The 3,009-nt window shown below is 68.3% G+C and carries 2 protein-coding genes and 1 pseudogene; all 3 read left to right on the top strand.

Going from position 1 to position 3,009, the window contains the following annotated elements; genetic code table 11:
• The first annotated feature begins 468 nt into the window (after positions 1 to 468).
• Positions 469 to 1,635: an ADP-forming succinate--CoA ligase subunit beta gene (gene sucC, locus G6030_RS06190; protein WP_007626036.1), complete on the top strand. Its 1,167-nt coding sequence runs from the start codon at positions 469 to 471 to the stop codon at positions 1,633 to 1,635.
• 21 nt (positions 1,636 to 1,656) lie between these two features.
• Positions 1,657 to 2,559 carry a succinate--CoA ligase subunit alpha gene (sucD, locus tag G6030_RS06185; RefSeq protein WP_182642522.1) on the top strand — a complete coding sequence of 301 codons (903 nt, stop codon included), beginning with the start codon at positions 1,657 to 1,659 and terminating at the stop codon, positions 2,557 to 2,559.
• 129 nt (positions 2,560 to 2,688) lie between these two features.
• Positions 2,689 to 3,009, top strand: a pseudogene (locus G6030_RS06180) (hypothetical protein); the annotation flags it as partial.

Here is a 3,009-nt window from a genome sequence, read left to right as displayed (position 1 = left end):
GCGGCCACGGCCAGGACGGCGGCGCGACCGCGCAGGGCGGTCGGCGGCGCGGGCATCCGGTGGCGGCCGACCCGGTGCGCACCGGCCGGAGGGATGACGACAGGAGTCGCTGCTACTTCCTGATGCGACTCTCTCACCGTGGTCGTTTCCCCTCTGTCGTCGCGCCGTGATCTTTTCGTGATGAACGTCGTCCAAGGTAACGGACTGGCAACGGTCCCGCAAGGCAGTGGCCGCCCCGAGAGGGAGGGGTGCATCACATCCGTGTGACTCGTGTGGTTCACGGGGTCTGCGGGCGTCCGTGGGGGGCCAGTGGCGGCAGCGGCCGCGAATGGGCGGGCGTGCACTGTGATTCAGTGCACATGGATACCCCCGGGGTGCGACGGGCGACACACCGCGCGCCTAGGATGAGGCAGGACTCGGCTTTGCAACAGGGCCGGGCGAATCTACCCACGTCAAGATGGTGAGCTGATGGATCTCTTTGAATACCAGGCAAAGGCTCTTTTCGCGAAGCATGACGTGCCCACCACCCCGGGGCGCGTCGCGGACACCGCGGAAGAGGCCGAGAAGGTCGCGGCCGAGATCGGCAAGCCTGTCGTCGTCAAGGCGCAGGTGAAGGTCGGTGGCCGTGGCAAGGCCGGCGGCGTCAAGCTGGCGGAGGATGCCAAGGAGGCTCGAGCCCGGGCCGAGGACATCCTGGGCCTGGACATCAAGGGCCACATCGTCAAGAAGCTGCTGGTCGCCGAGGCCAGTGACATCGCGGAGGAGTACTACATCTCCTTCCTCGTCGATCGCGCGAACCGCAACTACCTGGCCATGTGCTCGGTCGAGGGCGGCGTCGAGATCGAGCAGGTCGCCGAGGAGTCCCCGGACCGGCTCGCGAAGATCAACATCGACCCCACCGAGGGCGTCGACGTGGCCAAGGCCCGCGAGATCGCGAAGGCCGGCCACCTGCCGGAGGAGGTGCTGGACGCCGCCGCGGTGACCATCGCCAAGCTGTACGAGGTCTTCGTCAAGGAGGACGCCTCCCTGGTCGAGGTCAACCCGCTCGTGCGCACGCCGAACGACGAGATCCTCGCCCTCGACGGCAAGGTCACGCTGGACGAGAACGCCGAGTTCCGCCACAAGGACACCTTCGCCGACTTCGCCGACGCGGGCACCACCGATCCGCTCGAGCAGAAGGCCGCCGAGAACGACCTCAACTACGTCAAGCTCGACGGCGAGGTGGGCATCATCGGTAACGGCGCCGGTCTGGTCATGTCGACCCTCGACGTCGTCGCCTACGCGGGCGAGAACCACGGGGGGGTCAAGCCCGCCAACTTCCTCGACATCGGTGGCGGCGCCTCGGCCGAGGTCATGGCCAACGGCCTCGACGTCATCCTCGGTGACGAGCAGGTCAAGAGCGTCTTCGTCAACGTCTTCGGCGGCATCACCGCCTGTGACGCGGTGGCGAACGGCATCGTCAAGGCTCTGGAGATCCTGGGCGACGAGGCCAACAAGCCGCTCGTCGTGCGTCTGGACGGCAACAACGTCGAGGAGGGTCGCAAGATCCTCGCCGAGGCGAACCACCCGCTCGTCACCCTGGCCGACAACATGGACTCCGGCGCCGACAAGGCCGCCGAGCTGGCCGCCAAGTAAGAAAAAGAGGACCTTACACACATGTCGATCTTCCTCAACAAGGACAGCAAGGTCATCGTCCAGGGCATCACCGGCGGCGAGGGCACCAAGCACACCGCGCGCATGCTCGCGGCCGGTACCCAGATCGTCGGTGGCGTCAACGCCCGCAAGGCCGGCACCACCGTGTCCCACAAGGACAAGGACGGCAACGACATCGAGCTGCCCGTCTTCGGTTCGGTGAAGGAGGCCATGGAGGCCACCGGCGCCGACACGACGATCCTGTTCGTGCCGCCGCCGTTCACCAAGGACGCCATCATCGAGGCCGTGGACGCGGAGATCCCGCTCGCCGTGGTCATCACCGAGGGCGCCCCGGTCCTGGACACCGCCACCGCGTGGAACTACAACCTCGCCAAGGGCGGCAAGACCCGCATCATCGGCCCCAACTGCCCGGGCATCATCACGCCGGGTGAGTCGCTGGTCGGCATCACCCCGGCCAACATCGCCGGCAAGGGCCCGGTCGGTCTCGTGTCCAAGTCGGGCACCCTGACCTACCAGATGATGTACGAGCTGGCCGACTACGGCTTCTCGACCGCCATCGGCATCGGCGGCGACCCGATCATCGGCACCACGCACATCGACTGCATCGAGGCCTTCGAGAACGACCCGGAGACCAAGGTCATCGTGATGATCGGCGAGATCGGCGGCGACGCCGAGGAGCGTGCCGCCGACTACATCAAGGCCAACGTCACCAAGCCGGTCGTCGGCTACGTCGCGGGCTTCACCGCCCCCGAGGGCAAGACGATGGGTCACGCCGGCGCGATCGTGTCCGGCTCGGCCGGCACCGCGCAGGCCAAGAAGGAGGCCCTCGAGGCCGCGGGCGTGAAGGTCGGCAAGACGCCGTCCGAGACCGCCCAGCTCGCCAAGGAGATCCTCGACGCCGTGTGATCCACCCGCGGCGGCCCCGTGAGGGGCGGCCGTGCGTGAGCGTTCCCGCGACCCCCGTCATCCCCGGATGGCGGGGGTCGCGGCGTGCCGGGGGTGGGCATGTCGGACCGGCTCTCTACGGTGGTCAGCGTGAGTCCCCCACGCGTCATCCGCCCCGCCGCCCGACGGTCTCCTGCGGGCGCCCGTTCGCTGCTGTGGACGGCGGCGGCCGCTGCGCTGCCCGTCATCGTGACCGTGCTCGTGTTGGCCGCGCTGACCCTGGCCGTGCTGGTGTTCACCTCCGACGCGTTCGACTCGTTGTTCGCGGTGGTCGCGGTGGAGTGGCTGGTGCTCAACCGCGTCCCGCTGGTGGTGGACACCATCGAGTTGGGGTTCCTCCCGCTGCTGCCGCCGGTGCTCTACGTGGCGGTGCTGGCGCGGCAGACCCGGGCGGTGCTGGCGGACGTGGAG

Origin of the sequence: Dietzia sp. E1 (assembly GCF_014145015.1) — a bacterium.
GTDB lineage: Bacteria > Actinomycetota > Actinomycetes > Mycobacteriales > Mycobacteriaceae > Dietzia > Dietzia cinnamea_A.
This window is presented reverse-complemented; position numbering and strand designations above follow the sequence as displayed.

What these genes read in the sequence shown, in the direction of transcription:
- sucD (WP_182642522.1), top strand. Translation starts at nt 1,657, where the DNA reads ATGTCGATCTTCCTCAACAAGGACAGCAAGGTCATCGTCCAGGGCATC.
- sucC (WP_007626036.1), top strand. Translation starts at nt 469, where the DNA reads ATGGATCTCTTTGAATACCAGGCAAAGGCTCTTTTCGCGAAGCATGAC.